Here is a 26216-nt window from a genome sequence, read left to right on the forward strand (position 1 = left end):
TCGCAAGCCGTTTCGGTGATGCACGGGAGAGCAGGGTGGTCTGATGCATGCGGAGGGGGCGCTGTCGCTGGCCGCGCCGGCGTTGTCTTCGGAGGTCACCTCGTGGTTGCGGTCGTCCGGCCTGGAGATCGTGCTGCTGATCCTCGGGGCGATGCTGTTCGCCCGCTTCGCCACCTACCTGCGCGACCGGGTCACCCAGAAGATCGATTCCGGGTTCCGCGGCGGCGACGCGCTGGTCCGCTCCGAGGAGGCCAAGCACCGGCACGCGCTGGCGCAGGTGCTCACCTGGGTGGTGCTCACCGTGGCCTACGTGCTCGTCGCCATGGAGGTCCTGGGGCGGATCGGATTCTCGATGTCGGGCCTGGTCGCACCGGCGGCGGTCCTGGGTGCCGCGCTCGGTTTCGGCGCGCAGCGCATCGTGCAGGACATCCTGGCCGGGTTCTTCCTCATCACCGAACGGCAGTACGGGTTCGGCGATGTGGTGCGGATCGCGGTGACCGGTATCCAGGATCCGGCCGAGGGCACGGTCGAGGATGTGACGCTGCGGGTCACCAAATTGCGCAACCCGGACGGTGAGGTCATCACCGTCCCGAACGGCCAGATCGTGAAAGTCACCAATCTGTCCAAGGATTGGGCCCGGGCCGCGATCGATGTACCGGTCTCGGCCAGTGCCGATATCATCCGGATCAACGAAGTGCTGCACGAGGTGGGCGGCGAGGCCTACCGGGACCCCCGCCTCGAACCGCTGCTGCTCGACGAGCCGACGGTGATGGGCGTGGAGGACCTGACCGTGGACCAGATGAACATCCGGATGGTCGCCCGGACGCTGCCGGGTAAACAGTTCGAGGTGAGTCGCGAACTACGGGTGCGCGTGGCCGCGGCCATGCGCCGGGAGGGCCTGCATGCGCGCCCGTAGATCCACGCTGATCCTGGCGTGCGGCTGGGTGGCGACCTTCGTGCTGTACCTGTTCGTCAAACCGGACCAGATCACGCCCGCGAAACCGGAGCCCGCCCCCGCCGTACCCGCCGTCCATCAGGTCCCTGTCCAGGTACTTCCGGCACGCTAGCGGGTACGACACGGCCCGCGGGCCGCTTCGTTATCGAATGGTTACACTGTCTCCTCGTGATCACCCTGCGCAACGTCAGCAAGTCGTATCCGACCGCTACGCGACCAGCGCTGGAAAACATCACCGTCCATATCGACAAGGGTGAGTTCGTCTTCCTCATCGGTCCGTCGGGTTCGGGTAAATCGACCTTCATGCGGTTGCTGCTCAAAGAGGAGACACCGACCGCGGGCGAGATCTCGGTCGCGGATTTCCGTGTCGACCGGCTGCCGGGGCGGAGGGTGCCGCGTTTGCGGCAGCGGATCGGATGTGTTTTCCAGGATTTCCGGCTGCTGCAGCAGCGCACCGTCGCCCAGAACGTGGCCTTCGCGCTGGAGGTGATCGGCAAACGACGACAGTTCATCGACCGGACCGTGCCCGAAGTACTGGAACTGGTCGGGCTGGGCAGTAAGGCCGACCGGCTGCCCACCGAACTGTCCGGCGGCGAACAGCAGCGGGTCGCCATCGCCCGGGCCTTCGTCAACCGGCCGCTGGTCCTGCTGGCCGACGAACCCACCGGCAACCTCGACCCCGAGACGAGTTACGAGATCATGCTGCTGCTCGAGCACATCAACCGGATGGGCACCACCGTGCTCATGGCCACCCACGATCCACTGATCGTGGACGGTATGCGCCGGCGGGTGGTGGAACTCTACGAGGGTCATCTGGTCCGCGATCAGGCCGACGGCGGTTACGAGGTGCGCCGGTAATGCGGGCGGGATTCCTGTTCGGCGAGGTCTCCGAAGGACTGCGCCGCAATGTCACCATGACCGTCGCCATGATCCTGACGACCGCGGTCTCGCTGACCATGCTGGGTGGCGGTCTGCTGGCGGTGCGGATCGCCGACAAGACCGAACAGTACTTCTTGGACCGACTCGAGGTACGGCTGTATCTCACCGAGGACGTCTCCGCGACCGATCCGGATTGTGTGAACGATCCGTGCCGGACGCTCATGGCCGATCTCGAGGCCGTCGACGGCGTGCAGAACGTGCAGTACCTCAACCGGGACGGCGCGGTCCGGGAGGCGAAAGAGAAAACTTTCAAGGACCAGCCGGAACTGGCCGAATACGTGAGCGAGACGCCACTGCCGGCCTCGCTGCGGGTCAAGATGACCGACGCGTCGCTGTACCCGACGATCTACGAGCAGTTCTACGAGCGGCCCGGCGTCGGTATGGTCCGCAACGACAAGGACATCGTGGACCGGCTGGTCAGCCTGTTCGACGGCCTGCGCAACGCGGCGTTCGGTATGGCGCTGCTGCAGGCGGTGGCGGCGCTGCTGCTGATCGCGAATATGGTGCAGATCGCGGCCTTCACCCGGCGTACGGAGGTGAGCATCATGCGCCTGGTGGGCGCCACCCGCTGGTACACCCAGCTGCCGTTCCTCCTGGAGGCGGTGGCCGCCGCGCTGGCGGGCGGTCTGCTGGCCACGGCCGGCCTGTTCGTGGCCCGGCCACTGGTGATCGACCGGGCCCTGGGCGATCTGTTCGCCAGCAATGTGTTCCCGCAGATCACCTTCGACGACATCTTCACCACCGCGCTCATGGTGATGCCGGTCGGCGTGCTGTTCGCCGGTCTCACCGCCTACGCGACCCTGCGCTGGTACGTGCGGGAATAGCCGGCCGGAGTCCGCGGTCCGGGTGACGACATCTCCCACCCGTGGTAACTCCGGTGACCGAGAACGCCCGCCCCGGATTCCGGGGCGGGCGTTCTCGGCTTCATCACCTGCGCGTTCCCCGCGCGCGTCCGCGCACCAGGCCGTACAGACCACTCGACGCCTTTCTTACTCCGCAGTAAGATAGCCTTACTCCGCAGTAAGATACCTCGGGGTCCGACCCTCACCCCCGCGCGAGAAACAGGTGATGATGAGCATTCGAGACAGCGCTACCGAGCGGCGGTCGCCGGGCGGCGTCCGCCAGGAGAACGGGGTGGGCCTGCACCAACCCAAACGGGACTGGATGGGCGCCGCCATGCGGGTCATGTCGACCATCACCGGTTCGGAGCTGGCCGAGAAGTACAACCTGCGCAAGCCGATCGACCGGGTCACCTACCAGAGCACCAAAACCGGATTCCGCACCCTCGGCGCGGCCACCCGCGCCTTCAACAAGGTCGCCGGCGGCGGGGCACCCAAACGGCTCCCGGACAACGAGTCGAAGACCAAGGACTATTTCGACCTCACCCCCACCGACGAACAGCAGATGATCGTCGAGACGGTGCGTGAGTTCGCGGCCGAGATCCTGCGCCCGGCCGCGCACGACGCCGATGAGGCCGCCGCCGCGCCGGCCGATCTGCTCGGCCGGGCCGCGGAACTGGGTATCACCCTCATCAATGTGCCCGAAGAGCTCGAGGGCGCGGCCACCGAACGCGGCGCGGTCACCAATGCGATGGTCGCCGAGGCGCTCGCGCACGGCGATATGGGTCTCGCGCTGCCGCTACTCGCACCGAGCGGTGTCGCGGTCGCGCTGTCCCAATGGGGTACCGACGCTCAGCAGCAGACCTATCTGCCGGCCTTCACCGGCGAAAACGTCCCACAGGCCTCCGTGGTCATCAGCGAACCGCGGGCCCTGTTCGACCCCTTCGCTCTGCAGACCAAGGCGGTCCGCTCCCCCAGCGGATACCGGCTGACCGGGGTGAAGAGCCTGGTTCCCGCGGCCGCCGACTCCGAGATCTTCATCGTGGGCGCCGAACTCGACGGACGACCGGCCCTGTTCGTGGTCGAATCCGACGCCGAGGGCCTGTCGGTGGAAGCCGATCCGAGCATGGGTCTGCGCGCGGCCGGCCTGGGCCGGCTGGTCCTGGACAATGTGGCCCTCGCCGCCGACGCCGTCCTCGGCGAGGGCGATGCCGCGCAGCACGCGGCCGACTACCGCGACGCCGTCCAGCTCGCCCGCCTCGGCTGGGCTTCGCTGGCCACCGGCACCGGGCAGGCCGTACTGGACTACGTGATCCCCTACGTCAACGAGCGGGAAGCCTTCGGCGAACCGATCAGCCACCGCCAGGCGGTCGCGTTCATGGTCGCCGATATCGCCATCGAACTCGACGGTCTGCGCCTGGTCACGCTGCGTGGCGCCGCCCGCGCCGAACAGGGCCTCACCTTCGCCCGCGAAGCGGCGCTGGCCAAGAAGCTGGCGGCGGACAAGGGTATGCGCTTCGGACTGGACGGTGTCCAGTTGCTCGGCGGCCACGGCTTCACCAAGGAACACCCGGTCGAACGCTGGTACCGCGATCTGAGGGGTATCGCGGTCGCCGAGGGCGTGGTGTTGGTCTGAGTTCCCGGCGTCGTCACAGCTCTTTTCCCAGGAGATCTCCATGATCAATCTCGAACTTCCCAAGAAACTGCGGGCCAGTGCCAATCAGGCGCACCAGGTGGCCGCGCAGATCTTCCGGCCCATCTCGCGCAAATACGATCTCGGCGAGCACGAATACCCGGTGGAACTCGACACCATGGCCGCCATGGTCGACGGACTCAGCGATTCGGGCACGCAGAAGATCAGCGGGGCCAGCGGCGGACGCTCCGACGACGAGGCGCCTTCCACCGCTGTGCTGGTCAACGCCAACGGCGGCAATATGTCGGCGCTGCTCAACGCCCTGGAAACGTCCTGGGGCGATGTCGGACTGATGCTGTCCATCCCATACCAGGGGCTGGGCAATGCCGCGATCGCCGCGGTGGCCACCGACGAACAGCTGAAACGGTTCGGCAAGGTGTGGGCGTCGATGGCTATCACCGAACCGAGCTTCGGATCCGATTCGGCCGCGGTCACCACCACCGCCGTTCTCGACGGCGACGAATGGGTGCTCAACGGCGAGAAGATCTTCGTCACCGCGGGGCAGCGTTCCACCCATATCGTGGTGTGGGCGTCGGTGGACCGCAGCCTCGGCCGCGCCGCCATCAAATCGTTCGTGGTCCCGCGGGACGCTCCCGGTCTGTCGGTGGCCCGGCTCGAACACAAGCTCGGTATCAAGGCCTCCGATACCGCGGTGCTGTTGCTTCAGGACTGCCGGATCCCGAAGGACAATATCCTCGGCAGCCCGGAAGTGAACGTGGAGAAGGGTTTCGCGGGGGTCATGCAGACCTTCGACAACACCCGGCCCATGGTCGCGGCCATGGCCATCGGCGTCACCCGCGCCGCGCTCGAGGAACTGCGCACCATCCTCACCGACGCGGGTATCGAGATCTCCTACGACACCCCGCCCAACAATCAGCACGCGGCAGCGGCCGAGTTCCTGCGAATGGAAGCCGACTACGAATCCGCGTACCTGCTGGCCTTGCGGGCGGCCTGGATGGCCGACAACAAGAAGCCCAACTCGCTCGAGGCCTCGATGTCCAAGGCGAAGGCGGGTCGCACCGGCACCGATGTGACGCTGAAGTCGGTCGAACTGGCCGGCGCGGTCGGCTACTCGCAGCGGTTGCTGCTGGAGAAGTGGGGCCGGGACTCGAAGATTCTCGACATCTTCGAGGGCACCCAGCAGATCCAGCAGCTCATCGTCGCCCGCCGGGTTCTGGGCAAGACCAGCGCCGAACTGAAGTAGGCGGCAGGTGGACCGGTGTGAGCTCGTCCGGCGGGCGCACACCGGTCCATATCGCTTCCGGGCGACGTCGGAGCCGCCCGGCAGTCACGGCAGCGGCACCCACGGGCTACGGCCGGCGCCGTCGCGGGCGAATGTACCGAACACGACTTCGGCGAAATGGTTACCGAAGGCCAGGTCACCGGTGGCGGCGATTCGTCGACCAGCCGGTGGCGCGCCTGTGCCTGCCTACCCGACCCGATCGTGGTCCGCGTCCGAGGACCAGTGCGGATACCGGACCTGTAGCGGCGTGTGCAGGGCGGCACCCAAGGCGAGCAGACGCCAGCGAACTACGGACCCGACTACTCGACCTGGTCGCGGCCGATTCGCCGTTACGGCCCCTCACCCAGCAGGACCAGCACACCCTGCAGCAGTTGCTCCAGCTCGCGGTCACTCCGGCTGATCCGGCGGTATCGGATACGAAACCGCGACCGACCGGCCGCGCGGCGGTCCTGGACAGCACCGGGACCTAGTGACAGTGTTTGTTCGATCGAACGATCGGTGCCACCGGATCCGCTCTTCCGCCGCGCCGGCACGAGTTCCACCACGCAGCACCCACACCGAGTCACTGAGCAGTACTCCGGACATCACCCTGCAAGGAGACTGGTTATGCGCATATCGGCCTTTACCCGTCGGCTCCTCACCTCTGCCGTGGGGACAGCCGCAGCCACCGTTCTGTTCACCGGGCACGCGACCGCCGAACCCGCCCAGGTCGATTGGACTTCGGCAACCCAGGCCCTGCACACCGCCGCGGCGGGCGATCCAGCCGCCGAGCAGGCAGTATCCCGGCTGCTCGGCGACCCGCGGGTTGCCACGGCCGCCCGTGATGCCGCCCTGCCCGCGCAGCCGTTCCAGATCCCGGCCGAATCCACCGTGGGCCGCGGCGGCGGCCCGGGAATGTACGGCTCGGGCCTGTCACTGAACGTCGACGGCTTCCGGTTCGCGTTCTTCGGCGGACCGGGCACGATCGCCCCGGATCAGACGGGCGCGCGGCTGGATGTCGTCTGGCTCAACCTCAACAACGGCCGCAGCGGTATCGAGCAGCTCACCGAGCATCGGGACATCATCGCCGACACCACGATCCGCACCCGGCCGATCGATCCGGGCCCGGGCCTGATCGTGGCCGCGGTGTACGGCAACCTGTGGCACCGCTGGCCGGTGCCGGTGAGCGCGGAGCACCCGGACGGGTTCCAATACGTGCGCGGCGACATCACTTTCCCGTCGCTGGGCTCGGTCTACAACTGACCCGAGGCCGGCGGGCCGGTGCGGGCGGGCGTCGAATTGTCGACGCCCGCCCGCACCGGCCATCGCGGCGACCGCTCGCGGATGTCTTTTTTGTCCGGAGCGTACGGTGTGAGCGATTACACTTTCACTGCTACGGTGGCCACCGATATGCCGTTCGGAATCGCTAGGTCGAGTGCCGACGCGAGGATCTGTGGAGGTGTTCGAAGGTGAACCTGGCGCACACGCTGGAAGTCGTCAAGGCATACGGGCTGCTGCAGTCCAGCGGATTCATCGATCTGAGGAATCCGGGGGAAACGCTGCGAACGCTGAAGGATTCCAAGACCTACATCCCGCAGGCCACCCTGATCATGCACTCCGCGCGCATCGCGCCGGACGCACCCGGACTGGCCGACGAACGCGGTGAGCTGACCTACCGCGAACTGGATGAGCAGTCCACCAGGATCGCCCACGGACTGCGCGCCGCGGGAATCACCGAGGGGACCGTGATCGGCATCCTCGCCCGAGACCATCGCGGACTGATCCTCTCCATGGCCGCCGCGGGCAAGCTCGGCGTGAAGATCGCGCTGCTGAACACCGGTTTCGCCAAACCGCAGTTCGCCGAGGTGTGCGAACGGGAGCAGGTGAAGGCGGTTCTGCACGACAGCGAATTCCTCGGCCTGCTCGACGCGCTGCCCGCGGATATGCCCCGATTCCTCACCTGGGTCGACGAGGGCACCGAAATTCCCGAGGGCGCCCGGACACTGGACGATCTGATCGCCGAGAACGGCACCGAGGCGCTGCCGGTACCGGCCAAACCGGGTGGATTCATCATCCTTACCAGCGGTACCACCGGCCTGCCGAAGGGCGCGCCGCGGGAGAAGGCCAGCCCGGTGGCGACCGCGCAGTTCCTGGACCGGATGCCGTTCCCCAAGCGCGGCACCGTCGTCATCGTCTCGCCGATCTTCCACAGCACCGGTTTGGGTACCTACCTGGTGAGCATCGGTCTCACCAACAAGATCGTCATGCGGCGCCGGTTCGATGCCGAGGCCACGCTGAAGATGATCTCCGACCACAAGGCCGAACTGCTGGTCGCGGTACCGACCATGCTGCACCGGATGGTGGAACTGCCCGCCGAGGTCCGGGCGAAGTACGACATCTCCTCGCTGAAAGGGATCGTCCTGGCGGGTTCGGCGCTGTCACCGGAGCTGTGTGTCAAGGCGACCGAGGCATTCGGGCACGTGCTGTACAACCTCTACGGCTCCACCGAGGTCGCCATCGCCACGGTGGCCCAGCCGGCCGATCTGGCCAAGGCCCCCGGGACGGTCGGCCGCCCGCCGCTCACCTGCGATGTCCGCCTCTACGACGACAACGACAAGGCCGTGACCGCCGAGAATGTCACCGCCCGGATCTTCGTCCGCAGCGGCGCGCCCTTCGAGGGCTACACCGACGGCCGGCACAAGCAGATCATCGACGGCTACATGTCCAGCGGCGACGTCGGCCATTTCACCGAGGACGGCCTGCTCATGGTGGACGGCCGCGACGACGACATGATCGTCTCCGGCGGGGAGAACGTGTTCCCGCAGGAGGTCGAGAACCTGCTGCTCGAGCGTGACGATATCTTCGACGCCGCGGTGGTCGGCGTGGACGACGTGGAGTTCGGGAAGCGACTGCGCGCGTTCGTCGTCCCCGAACCCGGGCACACCCCGGACGAGACCGAGATCAAGACCTACGTCAAGGAGAACCTGGCCCGGTACAAGGTGCCGCGCGAGGTCGTCTTCCTCGAAGATCTGCCCCGCAACCCGACCGGCAAACTGCTGCGCCGGGTGCTGGTGGAATACGAGGTCTGACATCTCTTCTGGTCGGGAAACCGGGAATTCTCACAGTAGTATCCCGGTTTCCCTACTGTCCGAGACAATGGCCTGGCGGTCCCCGCGACGGTTGCTAGGGTTGGCGGTGCACAGGAGTTCGAGGAGGTAGCCGCCGTTCCCGGCGGTACACCGCGGAAGGTTGTCGCCGATGACATTGTCGCTGCCCGGCCCCGTTCGCAGAGCCGGCGATATCGCTTTGGCCGTGAACGTCATGCGCAAACGCGGCCTCTTCGATCCATTGCGGCTCGACCACGCCCTCCGGTCGATGAGCAATGCGACCAAGTACGGCCCGTTCGCCGGTGTGGTCATGCACGCCGTGCAGACCCGCCCCGACTCCCCGGCCATTGTGGACGAGTCCGGCGAACTCACCTTCCGCGAACTCGACGACCGCTCGAACGCCTTCGCCCGCGGCCTCACCGAACGCGGACTGCGGCCCGGCGATGTGGTCGCCGTCCTGGCCCGCGACCACCGCGGCATGGTGCTGAGTATGCTCACCGCCGGCAAACTCGGCCTGCGCGCGGTCCTGATGAACACCGGCTTCGCCAAACCGCAGTTCGCCGATGTGGCCGAGCGCGAGAAGATCAAAGCCGTACTGCACGACAGCGAGTTCTTCGACCTGATGAGCGCCATCCCCGCCGAGATCCCGCGCATCCTCACCTGGGTCGACGAATCCGATGATGCCGACCCGGCGATCCCGACGGTCGAATCCGTCTCGGCGGGACAGTCCACCGCACCCCTGGCGACCCCCGACAAACCGGGTGGGACGGTCATCCTCACCAGCGGCACCACCGGCACACCCAAGGGCGCCCCGCGCGACAAGGTCAGCCCGTTCATCACCGCCCAGTTCATCGACCGGGTGCCGCTGCCGACCGACGGCACCATGGTGATGGCCGCGCCCATCTTCCACGGCACCGGACTGTCCCAGTTCTCCCTCGGCCTGGCGCTGGGCAACCGGGTCGTGTTCCAGCAGCGCCGGTTCGACCCCGAACTAACCCTGGCCAATATCGCCCGGTACCGGGCGGATTCACTGGTCGTGGTGCCCACCATGCTGCAACGCATCCTGGACCAGCCGAAAGAGGTACTCGATCGCTACGACGTCTCGTCGCTGCGGGTGATCTTCGCGGCGGGCTCGGCCATCCAGCCCGATGTGGTGGTGCGTACGGGCGAACACTTCGGCGAGGTGCTGTACAACCTGTACGGCTCCACCGAATGCGCGGTGATCACCGTGGCCACGCCGCAGGAACTGAAGAAATCGCCGGCCACCGCGGGCCGGGCGCCGGTCGGGGTGCGGATCGCCCTCTACGACGAGAACCGCAAGCGGATCACCGCGCCGAATGTCACCGGCACGATCTTCATCGACAACCCGCACGCCTTCAAGGCATACACCGACGGACGTACCAAGGAGACCGTCGACGGCATGATGTCCAGCGGCGATGTCGGGCATCTCGACTCCGACGGTCTGCTGTTCATCGATGGCCGCGACGACGACATGATCGTCTCCGGTGGCGAGAACGTGTTCCCGCAGGAGGTGGAACACCTCATCGCCGAACGGCCCGATGTACTCGAGGCCGCGGTGGTCGGCGTGGACGATCGGGAGTTCGGCAAACGGCTGCGCGCCGTGGTGGTCCCGGGGCCGGATTCGGCACGCGACGCCGAGGAGATCAAGGACTACGTCAAGGCGAATCTGGCCCGCTACAAGGTCCCGCGCGAAGTGGTGTTCCTCGACGAATTGCCACGCAACGCCACCGGGAAACTGCTGCGGAAACCACTGATGGAACTGGAACCCGGCAGCTGAATCCCGGAGCCACTCCGGATATCGGCTGCGCCGCAGACAGGGCGGGGGTCCGATATCATCCTCTGGTGCGTATCAGGTTCGGTTCCACCCATGTGGTGGACCAGCTCGGCGCCGCCCGCGTCCGCGGTGCGGCGGCCGGCCTGATCTCGGGGGCCGTCTCGGTGGCCGCGCACGGCTGGGCAGACCGGACGAGTTCGCCCCACGGGACCGCGGTCGTCCTGCTGGCGCTGACGGCGGCGGCGGTCGGTGCCCTGGTCACCGGATTGCGCCCACTGCGCACCGGCACCACCGGACTCGCCGCGGCGCTGACGGCCGGGCAACTGCTCGGCCATCTGAGTCTCGGGTGGAGTTCCGGCCATCTGCACCACGGTGACCTCCAGCCGACCCCCACCATGCTCACGGCGCACTTCGTCGTCGCCTGCGCAGCGGCGGTGGTCGTGCGCGGCGCCGAATTCGCCTACCGGGTCATGGCGACCGCCCTCGCGCGCCTGGTGCCGGTCGCGCCCCGGCCACCGGTACTCCCGGATCCACCCCCGCTGCGTCTACTGCACCGCGACCGGGTCGTCGCGTGGATCCTCGCGGCCGAGACGGGCCGCACCCGGGCACCGCCTCGGGCTGTGCCGATCTGATCTTCCACCCGGCCGCCCCGGCCGGGCGCCGACTGCCGCTGCGGTGATCTCCGCACGCACCCGCGCCCATGGCCCCGGCCGGTTCTCTCAGCGCGGCGACCCGAGTTCTCGGTGCGCGCCGCGTCCCCGCGCACCCGTCTACCTCCGGCCGGGTGCCGGGCCGGCACAGGACGCAGGTAACACCGATGAGTACCACCGAGGTCCCCGCGGCGCCCGCGGGCACCGCTACGGCGACCGATTCACCCCGGCCGGGAAGAGGCGCGTTCCGCGCGCTCGCGCTGCGGCTGCATTTCTACGCAGGCCTCTTCGTGGGGCCCTTTCTCCTGATCGCGGCGATGACCGGCGGCCTCTACGCCGTCGCGCCGAGTATCGAATCCTTCGTGAACCGGGATCTGCTGACGGTGGATTCCCGTGGCCCCGAGCGACCGCTGGCCGACCAGGTGACCGCCGGAACCGCGGTCCGGCCGCATCTCACACCGGTGGCGGTCGCACCCGCGCCGGCACCGGGTGAGACCACCCGGGTGCTGTTCAGCGATCCCACCCTCGGCGAATCCGAGCGGCGCGCCGTCTTCGTCGATCCGGTGACCGCGCGGCCGGTGGGCGAATCGGTGGTGTACGGCAGTTCCGGTGCGCTGCCCTTCCGGGCGTGGGTGTCCCAGATGCACCGCCATCTGCATCTCGGCGAACCCGGCCGGTTGTACTCCGAACTGGCGGCCTCCTGGCTGTGGCTGATCGCGCTCGCCGGGCTCGCCCTGTGGATCCGGCGGGTACGCAGCCGGCGGCAGCGTAACGCGGCGCGGTGGCTGTTCGTCCCGAACCGCGCGATCACACGGGAACGCCGGTTGAACTGGCATGCGGTGGTCGGGGTGTGGATTCTCCCGGCGGTGCTGCTGCTCTCGGCCACCGGACTCACCTGGTCGACCTATGCCGGCGCCAATATCGAGGCACTCCGGGAGAACCTCGGCTGGACCACACCTGTCGTCGCGACCGCGCTGCCCGGGTCGGCGGCGCCGGCCGATACCGGGCACGGCGATCACCACGGCGGTCACCCGGCCGGGCATTCGGTGCCGGCGGATCGGATCCAGCAATTGGATCGGGTCCTCGCCGCGGCACGCCAGGCCGGAGTCACTCGTCCCGCCGAGATCACGATCCCGGCGACCGACGGCACCGCGTTCGCGGTGAAGGAGCGGCGGCTGTCGGGCACACTCACCGCCGATGCCGCGGCCGTCGACGGGGCCACCGGCACCGTCACCGATCGGCTCCCCTACTCCGACTGGCCGTTCATGGCCAAGATGGCCAACTGGGGCATCCAGCTCCATATGGGCCTGATGTTCGGCGTGCTCAACCAGTTGTTGCTGCTGGCAGCGGCGATCGGGCTGATCACGGTGATCGTGCGCGGATACCTCATGTGGTGGCGGCGCCGGCCCGCCGCCCCGGGCCGCACCTTCGCGGTGGGTAGGCCACCGCGCCGCGGGGCATTGCGCCGGTCGGCGGTCCTGGCGGTGCCGGTGCTCGCCGCGGCCGCACTGATCGGCTGGTTCGCTCCGGTGTTCGGCCTGAGCCTGCTGGCCTTCCTCCTGGTCGACATCCTCGTCGGCGCGCTGCGCCGCGCACGTCCGGCGGCCTGAGCAAGAAGGTTCGGTGCCGTGATCGCCGCGGTGCCGAACCTTCTCGACCGGCCGAACCTCCTCAACCCACCGGGCCGGCGCCCGGACCGGCCACGGCCTCGATGGCCCGCGCGTCGGGAAAGCCCATGCTCGCGAGACGTTCCCGGACCGCCTGCTCGACCCGGCCGGCGGCAGCGGTATCGACCAGGGCGATAATGCTGCCCCCGAAACCACCCCCGACCATCCGCGACCCGTGGGCACCGGCCGCGCGAGCGGCGTCCACCGCCGCGTCCAGCACCGCGGTGGACACCTCGAAATCGTCTCGCAGCGAGTCGTGTCCCGCGTCGAGCAGCGGACCGATTTCACGCGGGTCGGCTCCCGAGCGCAGCAGTTCCGCCACCGCGCGCACCCGGTCGTTCTCGCGGAGTACATGTCGCGCCCGCCGGTACAGCACCGGATCGGTGAGACCGGACAGTTGCCCGGCGTCGGCGATATCGCGCAGCGACGCGACCCCGAGAGCCGCCGCCGCGGCGGCGCATTCGGCACGACGGGCGCCGTACCCGCCGGCCGCGTGCTCATGGGTCTGCCCCGTATCGATGACCAGTAGCCGCAGGCCGGTGGCCGCGAGATCGAACGGAATCCGTTCGAAACCACCCGAATCGGAGGCACCGAAGGCACGTACATCCAGGTACAGGGCGTGTCCCGCGGTGCACAGGATGGATGCCGCCTGATCCAGGATGCCGGTGGGCGCACCCACATAGTCGTTCTCGGCGGCCCGGGCGATATCGATCAGTTCCCGGTCGCCGACCTCCGGCGCGCACAGATCGCGCACCGCCACCGCGGCGGCACAGCACAGCGCCGCCGACGAGGACAGCCCGGCCCCGGCCGGGACGGCGCCGTCGAAATCCAGTTCCACACCTTCGATCCCGTGGCCGCGGCGCCCGAACTCCGCGACCACGCCGAGCGGGTACCGTGCCCAGCCCGGCAGCAGGTCCCGCTCGGTGGCCAGCGCCGCGGCCGGGAGCCGCACCGATTCACCCGGCCGCTGGCGTGAGCCCACCCGGACCAGATCATCGGCGTGCCGGGCACCTTCGCAGGTGACCACCAGGGGTATCGCTATCGGCAACACCAAGCCGTCGTTGTAGTCGGTGTGCTCGCCGATCAGGTTGACCCGGCCCGGCGCCGACCATCGACGACGCCCGCCGGTGCTCTCCTCGCATTCGGTCACCGGACTACCGTACGAGCCGCCCGCCGCTGCCCGAGAACCGCCGCGCCGCCACCATCGAGACACCTGTTACGACGTTGTTGTGCCAAGAGAGCGACAAATTCGACACTGCGTGTCATCATCGGATCCATAGTCCAGGTTTGGTGGGCCGCACGCACTGCGGACGGCTCGGACATCCCCTCGTACAGGAACACTCGGTTTGCGTCAGCCGCCGCTCGATGGACAGGTAGAGCACGACAGACAGATAAGGACCCAGGCCTGCGACGCGGCTCGATTTCACCGGGAATGGAGCGATCAAAGGGGGGCTGATGATCATCAGCGAACCGCAGGGAGCAGGGCAGCACGGTATCCACCGGATACGTTATGGCGCAGCGTTTTCCGTGTTGGTGGGCGCGCCGCTCCTGGTGCATCCGATACTCGGGTCCCGTCCGCTGTCGGTAGCGGTCACCTTGTTCGCGGCGGCCGGCACCGTCGGCATGATCTGCTTCGGCCTACGCCGGCATCGTCCGTCACATCCTCTGCCGTGGTATCTGCTGGCCGGGGCCACACTCCCCTTCGCGACCGGAACCGTGCTGCGGGAACTGACCGGCTACGCGTCCACCCCTCTGGACGAGATCTGCACGCTGGCCGGTTACCTGGGTTCCGGTCTGGCGGCGCTGATGTGGTTGCGGCCACGGCAGGCGCGGGCCCATCCCGATGTCGTCCTGGACTCAGGGCTGATCGGGCTCGGCGCGCTATTGGCGTCCTGGATCTTCCTCATCGCACCCGTGCTGCACTCCGAGACCCCGGACACGAACACGATCACGGCGGTGGCCCTACCGGTCTGCGATGCGCTACTGCTCACCCTGCTGGCACATTCGTTGGCCACCTCGAGCCGCTCGGAAACCTCGCTCCGCCTGTTGCACACGGCCCTCGCGGGAGTGCTGGCGACCGATCTCGGGTACCGACTGGTCGCGGCAGGGACCCTGAACACGGCACCGGAAGTACTGATCCTCCCCCTGATCGGCGCGTATCTGGCGGCCGGGGCGGCGGCCCTGCACCCGACCATGACGACGCTGGGCGCGCCGCGCACCATCCGTATCCACCATTCCCGTCAGCGTGCCAGCGTTATCGCCGTCGCCCTGGTGCTCTCCTCCCTGGTGCCGGTGGCCCGAGCCCCGCTGAGCCCGCTCGACCAGGTCATCGTGTCCTCGGTACTCGCCCTGCTGCTCATCGGATTGCTCATCCGCAGCGAACGCGCGATCGGCCACAGCGCCCGCAGCGAACGCCGCGCCCAGTACCAGGCCGACCACGATCCACTCACCGGATTGCTCAACCGTTCCGCGCTGCTGCGGGTACTGCATCGTGAGCACCGGGACTGGGCCGAACGCGCGCTCTGTCTGCTCTTCATCGATCTCGACGAGTTCAAGGCGATCAACGACAGTTACGGGCACACCGTCGGCGACGAGTTGATCGCCGAGGCAGCCACCCGGATCCGCTCCACCGTGCGCCGCGACGATGTGGTGGCCCGTTACGGCGGGGACGAATTCGTCGTCCTTGCTCCGCTGGAGCGGATGGAAGCGACCAAAATGGCCGAACGCCTGTTGGGTGTGTTCATGAAGCCGTTCCAGCTCAGCACCGGCGAAGTACCGCTGACAGCCAGTATCGGGCTGGCCTGCGGCGGCCCCCGCGATATCGACGCCAGCATCTACGACCTCATCCGCGACGCGGACGCTGCCATGTACCAGGCGAAACGGCGCGGATTCGGCTACATGTTCCACGACTCGATCCGGTACACCCCGCCCGAATCGAGCCGCCGCGGCTGGCGACCGCGGGAAACAGCGGTGTGATCTGCCCGCCTGCGGCGCCGCGGGGCGAGCCCGCCCGGCCGCGAACGCAGTTCGTCGGAACAAGCAGTGCAGTGCCGACTGTCGTGTGCCTCGACAGAACCGGGTAGGCCACAGCACTTGTCCGTCCCAACGGCCGCCGGTCTATGGACGGTCGGCCGCATCCGCCCCGGAGACCGAGCGGACCCCGCCCGCGGAGGTGGCTCCGGAGACGGGTCCGTATCGGCGGATGCGGATCAGTCGGTCAGTTCTTCCAAAAGTTTGCGCGCCTGCTCGAGTTCGGCCTGGAGCTGCTGGACCTTGGCTTCCTGAGCGCCCCGCACCGATTCCAGCAGACCGTCCACCACCTCGGACACCTCCGGCGGCAGGAGTTTCGCCGCCTGCGCCACGGCGGTACCGGTGACCGGGACCGCCCGCGCGGTCCGCTTCTTACCCGCGGTGACGTCCACAGTCCACTCACCGTCGCCGGTGCCGTTGATGGTGACGGTGACCTCGGGCGCCTTGGCCTTGCGCGCGGCCGGCGCCTTGGCGGCCTTGGCAGCGGCCGAGGTCCGCGGCGCCCCGGCCGGCTTCGACTCGGCGGCAGCACTCTTCGCCGGGGCGGGCGCCGGTTTCCGATCCGCGGCCGAGGGGGCGGGGGTGGACGGGGACGCGGCGGGAGTCACGGGCGGTTCCTTCTTCTCGGGGGCGGGTGGGGGCGCGGGTGGCGCGGCGGCCGGCTTGTCACGCTGGGGTTTTACCATCGTGACCTCGGTGGGGCCGAAGGACAGGACATCCTTGGACCCGGTGGGCCGGATCTGCAGGAAGTCACCGTCGGCGGGATCGCCGAGCGAGACCACCTTGCCCGACCGGCCTTCGGTGACCCCCACCGCCGCGGCGGTGAACCAGACCATCGGCGGGCGCCCCGCTTCGATCTCCGCGGCGATCTGCTCGAGGTCGTTGTCGGACAGAGGTTTCGGCTTCGTGCTCGATGTTGTTCGCGACGGCATGGGGTACTCCGGACAATCTCACTTGTTCGTCGAATAGCTGCGTGCACAGATGATGCCGCACCGCACCGACATTTTCACAAGCAGGCAGGTTACGTCACTCGGCCACCCATAGAACGTGTTCTATTGTGGGAACGAATTCCGGCCATCCGAAGGGAGTCACCGTGCCGCTGGAACCGACCGCCGCGGATCTGCGCGAGGCCGTTCTCGCGTCTCCGCGCGCCGTAGCGGCCCACGACCGGGCCGCCTGGGTGGGCCTGTTCGCCGCCGGTGCGGTGGTCAATGATCCGGTCGGCTCGGACCCGCACACCGGGTACGACGCGATCGCCCGGTTCTACGACACCTTCATCGCACCCAACGACATCATGTTCGACGTGGCACACGATTTCGCCGGTCCGGCGACCGTGTTGCGCGATCTCACCATCACCATCACGATGTCGACCGGCGCCCGGGTCCGGGTACCCATGCATCTGCGCTACGAGGTGGTCGAACAGGACGGCACCCTGCGGATCGGATATCTCGCCGCGTACTGGGAACTGGTGCCCATGGTCGGGCAACTCATGGGCACCGGACCGAAGGGATGGCGGGCCGGCACCCGGCTCGGCGGCCTGCTGCTGCGTAATCAGGGCGTGCCCGGCCTGACGGGTATGGCGCGGGCGTGCACCGGTATCGGTGCCACCGGGAAACGGATCGCGCACCGGTTGTGCGCGGCGGCGGCCGCGGGTGATACCGCGACGGTCACCGCACTGACCGGCGACCGCGACACGGTGCGGTTGTGGTCGGGTGAGTCGATCGGTAGCGCGGAGTTGGCCGTACGAGCGCGCGGCCTGCGACAGGGCAAAACGCTGGCGGCGGGTCGTTCGGTCACGATCAGCGCCGATCTGCCCACGGGACCGGCGCTGCTGATCCTGGACTTCCACCCCACCCGGGACCGGATCGAGACGCTGCGAGTACATACGAACACTGTCGCCGTGCAATAGCCGCCCGATGCCGTCGCCCGGTCGGCACACCGCCTCGTGGCCCCGGCGCAGACCCGCACGCACCCCCGCGTGACCGGGAGATATGACCTGAAGCGCGGCTTTCGCGCACACCATCGCCACTCCTGCGCCCTCATCACCACAGGGCACGATTGCGCCCCGGCTCTACACGCTCTATTTACTGAGACGCTGAGTCCCGGTAAATTCATCCATAGAGAGATGTACGCCATACGCACGAGGAGGCACCGATGACGCCGTCGACTCTGCCGCGGGCTCCCAAGCTGGACACCCGGTACCGCGAGACGCTGGAAACACTGTCGGAAGGCTCGGTGCACCGCCGGTTCGATCCGTATCTGGACATCGATTGGGATGCGCCCGAACTCGCCCTCGACCGCGACGATCCGCGCTGGATCCTCTCCCCCGACTACGACCCGCTCGGCGCCACCCGCTGGTACCGGGAACTACCGCCGGCGAAACAGATCGAGATCGGCCGCTGGCGGATCGCCAACGCCATCAAGGTCGGCGCAGCCTTCGAAACCGTACTCATCCGCGGGATGATGCAGTACATCGCGAAACTGCCCAACGGGTCGCCGGAGTTCCGCTACTGCCTGCACGAGATGACCGAAGAGTGCAACCACATCCAGATGTTCCAGGAACTGGTGAACCGCATCGGCGACGATGTCCCCGGCATGCGGCCGATCTTCCGGGCGCTCTCCCCGTTCATCGGAGTGGCCGGGGGCTACGCGCATGTGGTGCTGTTCCTGGGCATCCTGGGCGGCGAGGAGCCGATCGACCACTACCAGAAGGCGATGATCCGCAACGGCGCGAACCTACCGCCGCTGGTGGTCCGGACGATGGAGATCCATATCGCCGAGGAGGCGCGCCACATCTCCTTCGCGGGCGAATTCCTGCGCGCGCATATCGCGAAACTCGGCCCGGTCTCGACAACGCTGTGCGGGCTGTCCTTCCCGCTGGCGCTGCGCTGGCTGGCCGGCGAGATCATGGCGCCGCCGCCGGAGTTCGCCCGCCGCTTCGACGTGCCACGCGAGGTGATCGAGGAGGCGTTCTGGCGTAGCCCGCACTCGCGGAAGATCCTGTCCGGCTACTTCGGCGATATGCGTGCCCTCGCCGACGAGCTCGGTCTGATGAACCCGGTCACCGCGCGGCTGTGGCGGGCACTCGGAATCGACGGCGACCGCTCGCGCTACCGCAGCGAACCGGAACGCCGGGTTCGGGCCTCGGTGGCCTGACCCGGGACGGCCGGGCCGACCGACGACGTTCGGCCCGGTCGATGACCTCGCACACTCACGAGGACGAACCCCGCAGTCCGGCGACCACCTGCGCCAGTTCCCGGTCCGGGTCCACCGTCACACCGACCGTCCGGGCGGCGCCGTCGAGGATGTACCAGGCGTAGCCGGAGAGGTCGGCGACCATTTCCGCGCGCGTCCGGCTCGGCTCCGGATCGGCGACCCACGCGGCCAGCACCCCCTCGACCATGGTCACCACCGCGAACGGCACCGGCTCCAGCGCGGCCGACTCCACGTCCATGATGCGGGCGATCGCATCGATCAGCTCACGTGACCGCTCGGTGATCCGGATCTTCAGGCTGGAGATCGCGTCCACACTGTCCGGCCCCCCGGCCGGCGGGCCGGTCCGCGCGAACGCGGCCAGATTGGGGTGGTCGCCCATCCAGTCCGCGACCGCGCGAACCGTCCGGGTGATGATCTCGCGCACCGAGCCGGACGATACGTCCAGCTGCGCGTCCAGCACGGCCCCCAGATCGTCGATCAGGTACGACCGGATGCGCCGGTCCAGATCCTCCCGGCCGCTGAACTGCCGGTACACGACGGACTTGGCGACCCCGGCCCGTTCGGCGATCTGCCGCACGGGCACATCGGCGCCCAGGGGTTTCTCCTCCAGCAGTTCGACCGCGGCCCGCAGGATGCGCAACTGACGCTTGGTATTGTGCTGCTCCCAGCGCGCCTCGTATCCGTTGACCTCCCCCGGGATCCGCGATCGCGACGACGCCACCGACATGTCCGGCAGTGTACTCAGCACCGCCGCCCGAAGCGGCGGGTCCCGGCGGCGCCGCGCTCGGTCGGCCATCCGACCGGGGATTTCTTCACCGGGATTTCATATGCCACCCCGTTCTGCACGATCAAATGAAAGTACACTTACACCGGCATTAAATCGGGATTGCGCGCATACATCACGCAATACATTCGCCATATATTACAAACCGGTCGTTTTGTCGAATCCGGCAGCGGCGGCGCGTCACGTAGCATCGGAAGATGTTCTCGCACAGACACATCCAGAATACCGTGCGACAGATGGTTCCACCAGGAATAAGCCGGCGGCTGCCCACGGATTCCAATCCGTGGGCAGCCGGGGCGAAAAAGGCTAGAATTGCGGCACATTGGTACCGGGCGGGTCCGGCGATCTGCTGTCACTACGTTGCTCGGTCGCGGGAATTTCCGGCGACACCGGTCACGGGGGCGGCGCAATCGGAGCAGCGTACGAATACGCGCAGCGACCCGCCGGCGCACCACGCGTACAGGAGGCAAGGATGCCCGACAACACCGGCCCCGAGGAGAACGACGTGGAATCGACCGCCGAGCACGCACCCGTGATCTGGCCGGAGCCCAGCCGGCTGGATTCCTGGTGGCGCGACATCATGACCGACCCGAGCGCCGCGGTCCCGGTCGCGGAGCCCGAATCGGTGCCTCCGAGCCTCACCCGCAACGGCTGAGCCGCCCATACGCCGGACCCGGCACCGCAAGGTGCAGACACCGGTCGCCGATCCGACACCGGAGCACCGGGCGATACCGCGCATCGTTCCATTCGCCCGATCAGCAGTTGCTCGGATATCACTGCGCGCCATCACGGAGATCACGGCGACGGAGCCGAACCCCGGGCAGCACCGCCCGCGACCGGGCCCGGATCGGTCTCCACGAGAATGCGGGTTCTCGTGGAGCCGTGGCCAGGCCATCGCGGATCGCACTGGGGACCGACTGCCCGATCGGCCGGTCCGCATCGGCCTCGGCGAGTGCCGCCCCGGGACCTCTGGAACCTTGCACTCCACCGCGGCGGATCGGATCACATGGAATTTCGAATCGTCGGCCGACGACGCTACGCACCGGTTGTGCACAGGCCCGGCGCGGTGACCGCCGGTCGGCCGCTGCTACGAGGACCTTTCGACCGGGCAGAGGGCGATCACTTCGATTTCGATCAGCCATTCCGGCCGGGCCAGAGCAGAGACTTCCAGTAGGGTGTCCGCCGGATAGGGCTCGGCGAGAAACTCGGCGCGCAGTTCGAGCACATCGGGAAGATTGGCAGCCATGTCACGAACGAAGATGCCGACCTTCACCACATCGGTCAGGGTCGCACCCGACGCGGCCAGTACGGTCTCGACATTGCGGAAGGCCTGGCGGCCTTGTGCACGGAAGCCTCCCGGCACTGTCGTGCCGTCCTCGGTGAAACCGGCCTGACCCGAGACATAGATCATTCCGTTGGCCACAACGGCCTGGGAGATGCGATAAGGGTGATACCAATCGGGATCGGTGGCGATTTTGTGGATTCGGGCGGCCATCAGGCAGTCCTTTCGCTGGTCGGTACGCAGTGTCAGTGCTCAGCGTGACCGGTGCCAGATCCGGCAGCCAGCCCCTGCCGCACCCATGACCAGATAACCGGGGCCTGACCGACCCACCTTATAATCGCCCTTTGTGGGCGACGTGGAGCAAATCGGCAGTTTCTTGGCCTCACGCCGTGGACGGCTCCGGCCGGAAGACGTCGGGCTCCCCTACTTCGGCACCCGGCGGCGCGTGCCCGGCCTGCGTCGCGAAGAACTCGCGCAAGTAGCCGGTATAAGCGCCGACTACTACGCTCGATTGGAGCAGGGACGGTTGGAGAACGTCTCCACCGAGATCCTCGACGCGGTCGCAACCGCCCTGCAACTGAGCCCGGATGAGCGCATTCACCTGCACAACCTGGCCCGACCACCATCGCCGGCCGGCCCCGTGGAGCCGAACCCGCCGGTCTTGCGCCCGGCCCTGCGCGTGCTCCTGGCCGCGCTCGAATCGGTGCCCGCCTACATCATCGGCCATCACACCAATCTGCTGGGGTGGAATCGGGCGGCGGAGTTGCTGTTCGGGATCGATTTCGCCGACCTTCCGGACGAACAGCGCAACTGGACGCACCTGGTTTTCCTGGACCCCCGCACCCGCGCGCTGTTCGCCGACGAGCACCCCGCCCTGGCTCGCCAGGTCGCCACCGATCTGCGCCTGCGGATCGGCCACCGGCCCGGCGATACCGCACTCATCGCGCTGATCGATCGCATGCGTTCGGTCAGCCCACAGTTCGATGAACTCTGGACCGCTCATGACGTCAACGATGTGGCGTTCGGCACCTATTACATCCAGCATCCCGAGATGGGCCCGGTAGAACTCGACTATGAGTTCTTCTCACCGATAGCCGACCCGGGGGTCCGCGCCCTGGTGACCTATACCGCCAAGCCCGGTAGTCGCACCGAACAGGCGCTGCGCACGCTCATCGAGCGCGACCGGCAAAGCTAGGTCTGCCCGACCCAGGATCCCGGAACAGTGGTGCGCCGGGCACTGGTCCCTGTCGACACGGTCGGGAAGGCTCGTCGTCGCGTGCTCGGCACAGGGCCGTGCACGCAACCCGAGCAGACGAGGAGTCGACCCGTTGACGACCACTGAACACGATCTGACCCACCCGGCCCTGGAGCCGTTCCACCTCGCGGCGCTACCGCTACGCAATCGCCTGGCGGTGGCTCCGATGACGCGCGTATCTGCCGAACCCGATGGCACGCCGACCGCGCAGATGGTCGATTACTACCGTGAATTCGCCACGGGCGGTTTCGGTTTGATCACCACCGAGGGCATCTACACCGATGCCACCCACAGCCAGGGCTACTTCAATCAGCCAGGCCTGGTGACCGACCAGCATGTCGAAGGTTGGCGGACTGTGGTCGAGGCTGTCCACGCCGGCGGAGCCGCGATCATGGCGCAGCTGATGCACGCGGGCGCGATCTCGCAGGGCAACTCCGGCGGTTTCGAGCCCATCGGCCCGTCGGCAGTTCGGCCGCGCGGACAGATGATGGTCGATTACGGCGGAGCGGGCGGCGCGTGGGGTGTGCCCCGAGAGATGTCGGTACGCGATATCGACGACGTAGTCGCCGGTTTCGTCACTGCCGCGGAGAACGCGCGAGCGGCGGGCTTCGACGGTGTCGAGATCCACGGCGCGAACGGTTATCTGCTCGACCAGTTTCTCACCGACTACACCAATCAGCGCGCCGACGAGTACGGGGGATCGGTAACGAACCGCATCCGTCTCACCGCGCGGGTGCTGAACGAAGTGCGCGCCGCTGTGGGCGATTTTCCGGTCGGCGTGCGACTGTCGCAGACCAAGGTCAACGACTTCACCTATCGGTGGCCCGGCGGTGAGGCCGACGCACGCGTGGTATTCGCCGCCCTGGGCGAGGCCAGTTTCCTGCATATCGCCAGCGAGGGGAGAGATTTCATCGACACCGCGCGCTTCCCCAGCGGTGTGACGATCACTCGGCTGGCCCGTGAGATCTCCGGCCGGCCGGTTGTGGCCAACGGTGGCATGCATGTGCTGGAGCAAGCCGCGGACGTTCTGGCCGGAGGGCATGCCGACGTACTGTCGGTGGGTCGTGGCGCATTGGCGAATCCAGATCTGCCGCGCCGTATCCAGGATGGTGCCGCGCTCGCGGCTTTCGATTACGCCATGCTGCATCCGATGGCAACCCTGGACTCCGCCGCTGCCTGGCGTGCCCGCTCCTGATGCCGGTTGCGATCGGCTCTGTTCCTATCAGCCGATGCGGATAGGACCTTCAGAGAACAGTAGGTGGGGCGGCACCGGGCAGAAATGCCGCTCCACCTCCTACTTCGAACCATGCGCTAAGCGTGTCCCGCCGTCGGCGTGAGCCGGACCAGCGGGATCTCCCGGTCGGTGCGCTTCTGGTAATCCCCGTAGACGGGATAGGTGGCGGTGATCCGGGACCACAGTGGCGCCCGCTGCTCGGCGGAGAGGATATGCGCGGTCATGGGCCGGCGCGGACCGTTGCGGAACGAGACCTCGACGGCGGGATTGTCGCGGAGGTTGCGGTACCACGCCGGGTGGGTGGGGTCGCCGGCCCGGGACGCGACGATGATGTACTCCTCGCCCTCGACGACCGGCGCGGTCAGCATGACCGAACGCGGTTGCCCGCTCTTGCGGCCGAGGGTGGTCAGCTCCAGGGCCGGCATCCCGAAGTACTCGGTCCCCAGGCGTCCGAAGCTGATCCGCAGTAGAGCTCGGTGCACGGCATTGACGGCCTTCAACGTGAAATCAGATGGCACGACAGCTCATCCCCTCCGGTTCGCGGCAGTTGATCCAGCGAAGCAGTTCGGTCGAGGTTCGGCAACGCCGTGGATCCGCCCGCTGCCGGAGTCCCGCCACAGGACGTGGCGCGGCGACTCCGCCGGCCCGCGGCGCCGCCGGAAGTTCATGACGCCCGCTGGGTTCGGCAGCTGAAATCCACCCGGCAGTACCCGGATCCGGTCGCCCGGACGCCCCTCGAGCGCAGTCGGCGAGCGGTCGCGCACCATCGACGGCCTTATCCGAGAGGCGGTTGAATTGCACCGATGTGATTCGATATATACGTTTCGGCTATTACCTGTTCGTTGACCGATAAATAGGTTTCGACCACCCGATTCGAACGATATCCACCCGACGGAGCCGCCCCCGAAACGCTTTCCTTGATGAAATCGCTACATGATTGCCCATTCTTTATCTACGCCAAGGTATTCGGTCGTCGGCGTGTCCATCGTGCCGGACCGCACGCCGAATACGCACAGGTGCCGGATGATTCGGGCACGAGGGTAGGTCGCACGAGTACCGCGGGAACCGGTCGCCGCCCCGAACTCGGCGGGCACCACTTCCGCCGGCCGGCCGCACGACAGCGAACCGCACACGACCGCCCGCGTTCCACGGCGGTTTCGGGCGGGCCGGCAGCGGCAGAGGAGGCGGTCACCGGGCGATGCCGCGGCACGGAAAAGGAAAGGTCCCGGAGAGGGAATCTCTCCGGGACCTTCCTGTAGTAGCGGGGACAGGATTTGAACCTGCGACCTCTGGGTTATGAGCCCAGCGAGCTACCGAGCTGCTCCACCCCGCGTTGGGTGCCCCCAACATTACGCATTACCTCTCGCAACACCAAAACATGCCGCTGAGCTGGCCTGACGCCGATCGCGAGCAGGCCCGGGGCGCCGCGAGGCCGCGTCGACCACACCGCGGCCACCCCGACGAGCGGGCTCACGACATCCGGCCGGCCCGGGCCACCGCTCGAACGGGCCACAGACACGAGGAAGGCCCCGGAACCATGGTTCCGGGGCCTTCCTCGTTAGTAGCGGGGACAGGATTTGAACCTGCGACCTCTGGGTTATGAGCCCAGCGAGCTACCGAGCTGCTCCACCCCGCGTTGGGTGAACACAACATTACACACGGCTTCCGAATACTGCCAAATCACCAGCTCAAACCACATATCCGCCAGCGCGCTCGCAGGCCGCACGGGCAGCCGGGGGGCGCACACCGGGCTCCGCCGGCAAGCACCCCGGCCCGTCGGCACGCCGGACCCCACGGCGGCAACCCCGGCAACAGGACTCAGAACATTAACGGCGCGATTGCCACTTGTTCCGATCGCTATACGCGTGACACGAATTACCCATTTTCGGTGATCCCGGTCACATTTCTGCATTGCCGCAGACCGCCATGGGTACGGGAGAAATCCGTTTATGACCTGGAATTTTCCACATATTCCCGGCTGACACCAATCGACGTATTGATAGTTATCGATACGTGATCTGACGAGATTTCTTCGTTACCGTCGTTCCCAGGCCCCGACCAGACCGGGACGGGCCGACCGAACCGGAGAACGCCGGCAACCCTGTCCCACGGTTCGGATCAAACCCCGACACATCACCTGGGGACAGGGGCACGCAAGCTTCCAACGCGCTGCCGGTGGGCACAGGGAGGGATTCGCATATGTCCAAGACCCGAAAGTTCAGCACCCGCGTTCTCGGCATGACTGCTATCGCCGGGGCCCTCGTTGCCGTACCGTTCGGTCTTTCCACCGCCACCGCAACGGCTGCCTCGGGCAACTGGGACGCCGTCGCCGAATGCGAGAGCAGCGGCAACTGGTCCACCAATACCGGCAACGGCTTCTACGGCGGCCTGCAGTTCACCCAGAGCACCTGGGAGGCCAACGGCGGCAGCGGCAGCGCACACAACGCCAGCCGCGAGGAGCAGATCCGCGTGGCCGAGAACGTTCTCGCCACTCAGGGCCCCGGCGCGTGGCCGGTGTGCGGTCAGTACCTGTGACCCTGCCCGGCGC

At 67.6% G+C, this 26216-nt stretch carries 23 protein-coding genes and 2 tRNA genes; 18 read left to right on the plus strand and 7 right to left on the minus strand.

Translation table 11 applies throughout. From position 1 onward, the window contains the following. Nucleotides 1–43 precede the first annotated feature (43 nt). From ACQPYS_RS23360 to ACQPYS_RS23410, 11 genes are all read left to right on the plus strand, one after another. Nucleotides 44–916, plus strand: coding sequence for a mechanosensitive ion channel family protein (locus tag ACQPYS_RS23360; RefSeq protein WP_063039088.1), 873 nt, complete (start codon nucleotides 44–46; stop codon nucleotides 914–916). Continuing rightward, nucleotides 903–1067 (plus strand): hypothetical protein, encoded by a 165-nt coding sequence (locus tag ACQPYS_RS23365; protein WP_157107352.1) that lies wholly within the window; start codon nucleotides 903–905, stop codon nucleotides 1065–1067. The genes ACQPYS_RS23360 and ACQPYS_RS23365 overlap by 14 nt, the downstream gene beginning before the upstream one ends. 56 nt (nucleotides 1068–1123) lie before the next feature. Beyond that, entirely contained in the window at nucleotides 1124–1813 is a 690-nt protein-coding gene (gene ftsE / locus ACQPYS_RS23370; RefSeq protein WP_039826181.1) for a cell division ATP-binding protein FtsE, read from the plus strand. Beyond that, complete coding sequence (gene ftsX / locus ACQPYS_RS23375; protein ID WP_063039090.1) at nucleotides 1813–2718, plus strand: permease-like cell division protein FtsX; 906 nt, start codon at nucleotides 1813–1815, stop codon at nucleotides 2716–2718. Before ftsE ends, ftsX begins: the two co-directional genes overlap by 1 nt. A 241-nt stretch (nucleotides 2719–2959) precedes the next feature. Continuing rightward, the gene (locus ACQPYS_RS23380; protein WP_433490839.1) at nucleotides 2960–4369 is read left to right on the plus strand and encodes an acyl-CoA dehydrogenase family protein; all 1410 of its coding nucleotides are present in this window, start codon (nucleotides 2960–2962) and stop codon (nucleotides 4367–4369) included. Between the two features lie 40 nt (nucleotides 4370–4409). Then, entirely contained in the window at nucleotides 4410–5630 is a 1221-nt protein-coding gene (locus ACQPYS_RS23385; protein ID WP_063039094.1) for an acyl-CoA dehydrogenase family protein, read from the plus strand. 645 nt (nucleotides 5631–6275) lie between these two features. After that, nucleotides 6276–6911: a hypothetical protein gene (locus ACQPYS_RS23390; protein WP_431940018.1), complete on the plus strand. Its 636-nt coding sequence runs from the start codon at nucleotides 6276–6278 to the stop codon at nucleotides 6909–6911. A gap of 206 nt (nucleotides 6912–7117) precedes the next feature. Beyond that, nucleotides 7118–8737 carry an acyl-CoA synthetase gene (locus ACQPYS_RS23395; RefSeq protein ID WP_431940019.1) on the plus strand — a complete coding sequence of 540 codons (1620 nt, stop codon included), beginning with the start codon at nucleotides 7118–7120 and terminating at the stop codon, nucleotides 8735–8737. Nucleotides 8738–8906: 169 nt separating this feature from the next. Next, the gene (locus tag ACQPYS_RS23400) at nucleotides 8907–10553 is read left to right on the plus strand and encodes an acyl-CoA synthetase (protein ID WP_433490840.1); all 1647 of its coding nucleotides are present in this window, start codon (nucleotides 8907–8909) and stop codon (nucleotides 10551–10553) included. Between the two features lie 65 nt (nucleotides 10554–10618). Next, on the plus strand, nucleotides 10619–11182 hold the full coding sequence (locus tag ACQPYS_RS23405) for a hypothetical protein (RefSeq protein ID WP_433490841.1): 564 nt from the start codon (nucleotides 10619–10621) through the stop codon (nucleotides 11180–11182). Nucleotides 11183–11367: 185 nt separating this feature from the next. After that, complete coding sequence (locus ACQPYS_RS23410; RefSeq protein ID WP_063039105.1) at nucleotides 11368–12810, plus strand: PepSY-associated TM helix domain-containing protein; 1443 nt, start codon at nucleotides 11368–11370, stop codon at nucleotides 12808–12810. 61 nt (nucleotides 12811–12871) lie between these two features. Here the strand turns inward: ACQPYS_RS23410 and galK are convergent, their stop codons facing one another. Beyond that, a complete protein-coding gene (galK, locus tag ACQPYS_RS23415; protein ID WP_084481476.1) occupies nucleotides 12872–14017 on the minus strand; it encodes a galactokinase in 1146 nt (381 codons plus the stop codon). A gap of 305 nt (nucleotides 14018–14322) precedes the next feature. Between galK and ACQPYS_RS23420 the strand changes: the two genes are divergently transcribed. Continuing rightward, complete coding sequence (locus ACQPYS_RS23420; protein ID WP_063039107.1) at nucleotides 14323–15843, plus strand: GGDEF domain-containing protein; 1521 nt, start codon at nucleotides 14323–14325, stop codon at nucleotides 15841–15843. A 233-nt stretch (nucleotides 15844–16076) separates the two neighbouring features. Here ACQPYS_RS23420 and ACQPYS_RS23425 read toward each other — a convergent pair whose 3' ends face one another. Beyond that, the gene (locus ACQPYS_RS23425; RefSeq protein ID WP_063039109.1) at nucleotides 16077–16829 is read right to left on the minus strand and encodes a DUF6319 family protein; all 753 of its coding nucleotides are present in this window, start codon (nucleotides 16827–16829) and stop codon (nucleotides 16077–16079) included. A 161-nt stretch (nucleotides 16830–16990) separates the two neighbouring features. Here ACQPYS_RS23425 and ACQPYS_RS23430 point away from each other — a divergent pair, with 161 nt between their 5' ends. Both ACQPYS_RS23430 and ACQPYS_RS23435 read left to right on the plus strand, forming a co-directional pair. Continuing rightward, on the plus strand, nucleotides 16991–17806 hold the full coding sequence (locus tag ACQPYS_RS23430) for a nuclear transport factor 2 family protein (protein WP_433490842.1): 816 nt from the start codon (nucleotides 16991–16993) through the stop codon (nucleotides 17804–17806). A 245-nt stretch (nucleotides 17807–18051) separates the two neighbouring features. After that, nucleotides 18052–19053 carry an AurF N-oxygenase family protein gene (locus ACQPYS_RS23435; RefSeq protein WP_433490843.1) on the plus strand — a complete coding sequence of 334 codons (1002 nt, stop codon included), beginning with the start codon at nucleotides 18052–18054 and terminating at the stop codon, nucleotides 19051–19053. A gap of 55 nt (nucleotides 19054–19108) precedes the next feature. Here the strand turns inward: ACQPYS_RS23435 and ACQPYS_RS23440 are convergent, their stop codons facing one another. Then, nucleotides 19109–19849, minus strand: a complete 741-nt coding sequence (locus ACQPYS_RS23440; RefSeq protein ID WP_433493113.1) for a TetR/AcrR family transcriptional regulator — start codon at nucleotides 19847–19849, stop codon at nucleotides 19109–19111. Nucleotides 19850–20369: 520 nt separating this feature from the next. Between ACQPYS_RS23440 and ACQPYS_RS23445 the strand changes: the two genes are divergently transcribed. Beyond that, a complete protein-coding gene (locus tag ACQPYS_RS23445; protein WP_063039119.1) occupies nucleotides 20370–20552 on the plus strand; it encodes a hypothetical protein in 183 nt (60 codons plus the stop codon). Nucleotides 20553–20984: 432 nt separating this feature from the next. Here the strand turns inward: ACQPYS_RS23445 and ACQPYS_RS23450 are convergent, their stop codons facing one another. Next, nucleotides 20985–21392 (minus strand): RidA family protein, encoded by a 408-nt coding sequence (locus ACQPYS_RS23450; protein WP_431940023.1) that lies wholly within the window; start codon nucleotides 21390–21392, stop codon nucleotides 20985–20987. Between the two features lie 133 nt (nucleotides 21393–21525). Between ACQPYS_RS23450 and ACQPYS_RS23455 the strand changes: the two genes are divergently transcribed. Continuing rightward, the gene (locus tag ACQPYS_RS23455; protein WP_431940024.1) at nucleotides 21526–22374 is read left to right on the plus strand and encodes a helix-turn-helix domain-containing protein; all 849 of its coding nucleotides are present in this window, start codon (nucleotides 21526–21528) and stop codon (nucleotides 22372–22374) included. A gap of 133 nt (nucleotides 22375–22507) precedes the next feature. After that, nucleotides 22508–23629 carry an NADH:flavin oxidoreductase gene (locus tag ACQPYS_RS23460; protein ID WP_431940025.1) on the plus strand — a complete coding sequence of 374 codons (1122 nt, stop codon included), beginning with the start codon at nucleotides 22508–22510 and terminating at the stop codon, nucleotides 23627–23629. A gap of 116 nt (nucleotides 23630–23745) precedes the next feature. Here ACQPYS_RS23460 and ACQPYS_RS23465 read toward each other — a convergent pair whose 3' ends face one another. The 3 genes from ACQPYS_RS23465 to ACQPYS_RS23475 form a co-directional block, all read right to left on the minus strand. Continuing rightward, on the minus strand, nucleotides 23746–24186 hold the full coding sequence (locus ACQPYS_RS23465) for a nitroreductase family deazaflavin-dependent oxidoreductase (protein WP_433490844.1): 441 nt from the start codon (nucleotides 24184–24186) through the stop codon (nucleotides 23746–23748). 741 nt (nucleotides 24187–24927) lie between these two features. Next, a tRNA-Met gene (locus ACQPYS_RS23470) sits at nucleotides 24928–25001 on the minus strand. 229 nt (nucleotides 25002–25230) lie between these two features. Beyond that, a tRNA-Met gene (locus ACQPYS_RS23475) sits at nucleotides 25231–25304 on the minus strand. A gap of 563 nt (nucleotides 25305–25867) precedes the next feature. Between ACQPYS_RS23475 and ACQPYS_RS23480 the strand changes: the two genes are divergently transcribed. Continuing rightward, nucleotides 25868–26203 (plus strand): transglycosylase family protein, encoded by a 336-nt coding sequence (locus ACQPYS_RS23480; RefSeq protein ID WP_063039129.1) that lies wholly within the window; start codon nucleotides 25868–25870, stop codon nucleotides 26201–26203. Nucleotides 26204–26216: the final 13 nt, after the last annotated feature.

Origin of the sequence: Nocardia grenadensis (genome assembly GCF_050942415.1) — a bacterium.
In the GTDB taxonomy this organism is placed as follows: domain Bacteria; phylum Actinomycetota; class Actinomycetes; order Mycobacteriales; family Mycobacteriaceae; genus Nocardia; species Nocardia grenadensis.

Bases quoted from the DNA above. Each gene is read 5' to 3' on its own strand.
- ACQPYS_RS23360 (WP_063039088.1), top strand. From the start codon at position 44: ATGCATGCGGAGGGGGCGCTGTCGCTGGCCGCGCCGGCGTTGTCTTCG.
- ACQPYS_RS23365 (WP_157107352.1), top strand. From the start codon at position 903: ATGCGCGCCCGTAGATCCACGCTGATCCTGGCGTGCGGCTGGGTGGCG.
- ftsX (WP_063039090.1), top strand. From the start codon at position 1,813: ATGCGGGCGGGATTCCTGTTCGGCGAGGTCTCCGAAGGACTGCGCCGC.
- ACQPYS_RS23385 (WP_063039094.1), top strand. From the start codon at position 4,410: ATGATCAATCTCGAACTTCCCAAGAAACTGCGGGCCAGTGCCAATCAG.
- ACQPYS_RS23390 (WP_431940018.1), top strand. From the start codon at position 6,276: ATGCGCATATCGGCCTTTACCCGTCGGCTCCTCACCTCTGCCGTGGGG.
- ACQPYS_RS23400 (WP_433490840.1), top strand. From the start codon at position 8,907: ATGACATTGTCGCTGCCCGGCCCCGTTCGCAGAGCCGGCGATATCGCT.
- ACQPYS_RS23410 (WP_063039105.1), top strand. From the start codon at position 11,368: ATGAGTACCACCGAGGTCCCCGCGGCGCCCGCGGGCACCGCTACGGCG.
- ACQPYS_RS23420 (WP_063039107.1), top strand. From the start codon at position 14,323: ATGATCATCAGCGAACCGCAGGGAGCAGGGCAGCACGGTATCCACCGG.
- ACQPYS_RS23425 (WP_063039109.1), bottom strand. From the start codon at position 16,829: ATGCCGTCGCGAACAACATCGAGCACGAAGCCGAAACCTCTGTCCGAC.
- ACQPYS_RS23435 (WP_433490843.1), top strand. From the start codon at position 18,052: ATGACGCCGTCGACTCTGCCGCGGGCTCCCAAGCTGGACACCCGGTAC.
- ACQPYS_RS23445 (WP_063039119.1), top strand. From the start codon at position 20,370: ATGCCCGACAACACCGGCCCCGAGGAGAACGACGTGGAATCGACCGCC.
- ACQPYS_RS23450 (WP_431940023.1), bottom strand. From the start codon at position 21,392: ATGGCCGCCCGAATCCACAAAATCGCCACCGATCCCGATTGGTATCAC.
- ACQPYS_RS23480 (WP_063039129.1), top strand. From the start codon at position 25,868: ATGTCCAAGACCCGAAAGTTCAGCACCCGCGTTCTCGGCATGACTGCT.